At 73.4% G+C, this 4,815-nt stretch carries 2 protein-coding genes; both read left to right on the forward strand.

The genetic code is table 11. From position 1 onward, the window contains the following. Positions 1–12 precede the first annotated feature (12 nt). Complete coding sequence (locus tag ABT001_RS35700) at positions 13–3,540, forward strand: type I polyketide synthase (RefSeq protein ID WP_351285842.1); 3,528 nt, start codon at positions 13–15, stop codon at positions 3,538–3,540. 4 nt (positions 3,541–3,544) lie between these two features. Further along, a partial coding sequence (locus tag ABT001_RS35705) for a beta-ketoacyl synthase N-terminal-like domain-containing protein (protein WP_351285841.1) occupies positions 3,545–4,815 on the forward strand: 1,271 nt, incomplete at its 3' end.

The following is a 4,815-nucleotide window of genomic DNA, read 5'->3' on the forward strand; positions in this document are numbered from 1 at the left end:
GGTGGGTTGTCGTTGGAGGACGGTGCTCGTGTGGTGGCGTTGCGGGCGCGGGCGATCGCGGAGGAGTTGGCGGGTCTGGGTGGGATGGTGTCCCTTCCGGTTCCGGAGCCGGAGGCGGCCCGGCTGGTCGCGGAGCGGCCCGGGCTGTCGGTCGCCGCGGTCAACGGGCCTTCCTCGACGGTGGTTTCCGGTGATGCCGGGGTGCTGGACGAGTTGATGGTGTACTGTGCGGGGCAGGGGATCCGTGCCCGCCGTGTCCCGGTGGACTACGCGTCCCACTCCGCGCACGTCGAAAGGCTCCACACACGCCTTCTGACGGACCTCGCTCCGATCGCGCCCGTCGCCTCGGCGGTGCCGTTCTACTCGGCGGTGACCGCAGGACGCCTCGACACCTCCGGCCTGGACGCCGCCTATTGGTACGAGAACCTGCGCAACACCGTCCGCTTCGAGGACGCCACCCGCGCCCTGCTGGCCGACGGACGCACCCTCTTCCTGGAGACCAGCCCCCACCCGGTGCTCACCGTCGGCCTCCAGGAGACCCTGGACGCGGCCGACCGCCCCGGCGCGGTGCTGGGCACCCTGCGTCGCGGCGAGGGAGGCCGTGACCGCTGGCTGACGGCACTCGCGGAGGCCCACGTCACCGGCGTACGCGTCGACTGGCGCACCGTGCTGGAGGACCGCACCGGCCGCGCCGTGGCCCTGCCCACCTACCCGTTCCAGCGGGAACGCTTCTGGCCCGGCAGCAGAAGACTGCCCGCCGACGTCACCGCCGTGGGCCTCGGCCCCACCGGCCACCCGATGCTCGGCGCCGCCGTACCGGTCGCCGGCAGCGACGCAAGCCTGCTCACCGGACGGATCTCCGCGGACACCCACCCATGGATCGCCGACCATGTACTGCTCGGCACGGTCCTCCTGCCCGGCACGGCCATCGTCGGACTCGCCGCCCGCGCGGGGGAGTCGGCCGGCTGCCCGTACCTCGAGGAACTCACCCTGGAGGCCCCGCTGTCCCTCGACCCGGACCGGGCGACCGTCCTCCAGGTCGTCGTAGGCGACAGCGACTCCGCACCGAACGCCCGCACCGTCACCGTCTACTCCCGCCCCGAGGGCGACGAGGCCCCCTGGACCCGCCACGCCACCGGCACGGTCCGCGCCACCGACCCCACCGGCCACGTACCGGAACCCCTTCCTTGGCCTCCCCAGGACGCCCGACCCGTCGACCCGGCCGGGTTCTACGACGCCGCCGCCGAGGGCGGCTACGGATACGGGCCCGCCTTCCAGGGGCTGAAGGCCCTGTGGCGGCGCGGCGACGAAGTCTTCGCCGAGGTCGTCCTGGGCCAGGAGGCCCGCGCGGACGCCGCCGCATTCGGGCTGCACCCCGCCCTGTTCGACGCCGCCCTGCACGCCGTCGGAGCGGCGGGGCTGCTCCCCGGCACCGGCGAGGTGAGGGTGCCGTTCGCCTGGCAGGGCGTCAGCTCCTACTCCACGGGCGCCACCGAGCTCAGGGTCCGGCTGAGCCGCCCCACGGAGCGCGAGGCCGTGCGCCTCGACGCAGTGGACCCCACCGGCGTTCCCGTCCTCCACGTCGAGTCGCTGGAGTTCCGGCCGGTCTCCGCTGCCCAGCTGGCCGCCGTCCACGGCCCCCGGGACGCCCTCTTCACCGTCGACTGGACACCCGCCGCCCCCGGCCCGGTCCCCCTGTCATGGGCGGTGGTCGGCGCCGACTCCCTCGGCGCGGCCGACCACCTGGCCGAGGACGCCTTCGCCATCGAGTGGCACGCCGACGCCGGCGCGCTGATCGAGTCCGTCGACGCCGGCATGAACGTGCCGGAGGTCGTCCTGCTCTCCGGAGCCCGTACGAAGGACGGCGACACGACAGCACCGGGCGAAGAGGACGCAGCGGCCGTCCACCACCGGGTGACCGCGGTACTCGCCTCGGCCCAGACCCTCCTCGCGGACCCGCGGTTCGACGAGTGCCGCATCGTGCTCCTCACCGGCGGAGCCGTCGCCGTCCAGGACGGCGAGGACGTCACCGACCTTCCCGGCGCGGCCGCCCGCGGCCTGCTCCGGTCGGCGCACTCCGAACACCCCGGCCGGTTCGTACTGGTCGACGCCCCCGCCGACGGCGACCTCACCGGCCTGACCGAGGCGCTGGTCCCCGGAGAGCCGGAGACCGCGCTGCGCCACGGGTCCCCGTCGGTGCCGCGTCTGGTACGCGCGCGGCCGGCCGGCACACCCGCACTGCCTGCCGGAACCGTACTGATCACGGGCGGCACCGGGGTCCTCGGCGGCCTGGTCGCGAAGCACCTCGCCACCGCCCACGGCGTGACGGACCTGCTCCTGCTCAGCCGCTCCGGACCGGATTCCCCCCAGGCGGCCGGTCTCTCCGCCGACCTCGCCGAGCTCGGCGCCCACACCGAGATCGTGGCCTGTGACGCCGCCGACGCGGACAGCCTGGCCACGGTGCTGGCCGGCCGGCGGATCGCCACGGTGGTGCACGCCGCGGGCATCCTCGACGACGGTGTCTTCGAAGCGATGACCACCGAACGCGTCACAGCGGTGCTGCGCCCCAAGACCGACGCCGCCCTCCATCTGAGCCGCCTCGCCGAGCCCGAACTCTTCGTGTTCTTCTCCTCCGCCACCGGCACCTTCGGTACCGCGGGCCAGGCCAACTACGCCGCCGCCAACGCCGCTCTGGACGCACTGGCCGCCCGCCTGAGGGCCCGCGGCCGCACCGCGCTCTCCGTCGGCTGGGGCATGTGGGCCACCGCCACCGGCATGACCGGCCACCTCGCCGACGCCGACCGCGACCACGCGACCGGCGACAACACCGCCCTCTCCGACGGGGACGGCCTCGCCCTGTTCGACGCCGCCCTCACCGCCGACCGCCCCCACCTGGTGGCGGCCCGCCTGGACCTGGCCACCCTGCGGGCCCGCGCCGGCAGTCTCCCCGTCCCGCCGCTGCTGCGGACCCTCGTGCCGCCACCCATGCGGCGCGCGGCCGAGCAGGAGGCCCAGGACGCGATGTCGTTCAGCGCCCAACTGGCCGCCGCCGACCCGTCCGAACGCCGGCAGACCGTGCTCGATCTGGTGCGCAGCCACGCCGCCGCCGTCCTCGGGCATGTCTCCGCGTCGGCTGTGGACGCCGAACGGGGCTTCACCGACCTCGGGTTCAGCTCGCTCACCGCCGTTGAGTTCCGCAACCGGCTGAGCGCGGCGACAGGCCTGCGGCTGCCCACCACATTGGTCTTCGACCACCCGAGCGCTGCCCGCCTCACCGACCACCTGCTGGAGCAGATGGTGGTCGATGACTCGGCGACCGGCCCCGCGGAACTCCTGGCAGGCCTGGACCGGCTCGACACCGTCCTCTCCGGCCTCGGCCCCGAGGACACCACCCACACCCGGGTGATCTCTCGCCTCCACGCGCTGCTCGCCCGGTACGACACCGCGCACGACGCGGACCTGGTCACCGCGGCAGGGGACCTCGACACGGCGGACGACGAGAACCTCTTCGCGTTCATCGACAACGAACTGGGAGCCTGAGGCGATGACGGACAGGACCGTCGGCACACGACCCGTGTCCACCGAGGACAAACTGCGGGACTACCTGAAGCGGGTCACCACCGACCTCGCCGCGGTACGCAGTCGTCTCCGTGCCGCGGAGACCGCCGAACGGGAGCCGATCGCCATCATCGGCATGGCCTGCCGCTACCCCGGCGGGGCCGACACCCCCGAGGCGCTGTGGCGACTGGTGAGCGACGGCGTCGACGCCATATCAGGGTTCCCGGAGGACCGGGGCTGGGACATGGCACCCTTCGACGCCGGTGCCGCCGCAGGCGTGGAGTTCACCCGCGAGGGCGGATTCCTCGACGGCGTCGCCGACTTCGATCCGTCGTTGTTCAACATCTCGCCTCACGAAGCCCTCGCCATGGACCCCCAGCAGCGCCTGGTGCTGGAAACCTCCTGGGAGGCCGTGGAGCGCGCCGGCATCGATCCGACCTCCCTGCGCGGCAGTCGCACCGGCGTCTTCACCGGCGTCATGTACAACGAATACGCCTCGCGCGCGCTGTCCGTCCCCGAGGAGGTCGCCGGCCACCTGGGCACCGGCAGCAGCGGCAGCGTCGTCTCCGGCCGGGTGTCCTACACCCTCGGCCTGGAGGGCCCCGCCCTGACCGTGGACACCGCCTGCTCGTCCTCGCTGGTGGCACTGCATCTGGCCGTACGGTCGCTGCGCAGCGGGGAGAGCTCCCTGGCGTTGGCCGGAGGTGTCGCGGTGATGGTCACCCCCAACACCTTCATCGACTTCGGCATGTCCGGTGGCCTCGCCTCCGACGGCCGCTCCAAGTCCTTCTCGGCGCAGGCCGACGGCGCCGGCTGGGCCGAGGGCGTGGGGGTGCTGCTGGTCGAGCGGCTCTCCGACGCCGTCCGCAACGGCCACCCCGTACTGGCCGTGGTGCGCGGCTCCGCCGTGAACCAGGACGGCGCCTCCAGCGGACTCACCGCCCCGAACGGGCCCTCCCAGCAGCGCGTCATCCGTGACGCCCTGGCCGCCGCCCGCCTCACCACCGCCGACATCGACGTGGTCGAGGCACACGGCACGGGCACCTCACTGGGCGACCCGATCGAGGCGCAGGCCCTCTTGGCCACGTACGGGCAGGATCGTGCCGGGGACCGGCCGTTGTGGCTGGGTTCGTTGAAGTCGAACATCGGTCATACGCAGGCTGCGGCAGGTGTTGCGGGAATCATCAAGATGGTGGAGGCGATGCGGCACGGTGTGCTGCCTCGTACGCTGCACGTGGACGAGCCGTCGCCCCATGT

Origin of the sequence: Streptomyces sp. NPDC002793, assembly GCF_040295485.1 — a bacterium.
In the GTDB taxonomy this organism is placed as follows: domain Bacteria; phylum Actinomycetota; class Actinomycetes; order Streptomycetales; family Streptomycetaceae; genus Streptomyces.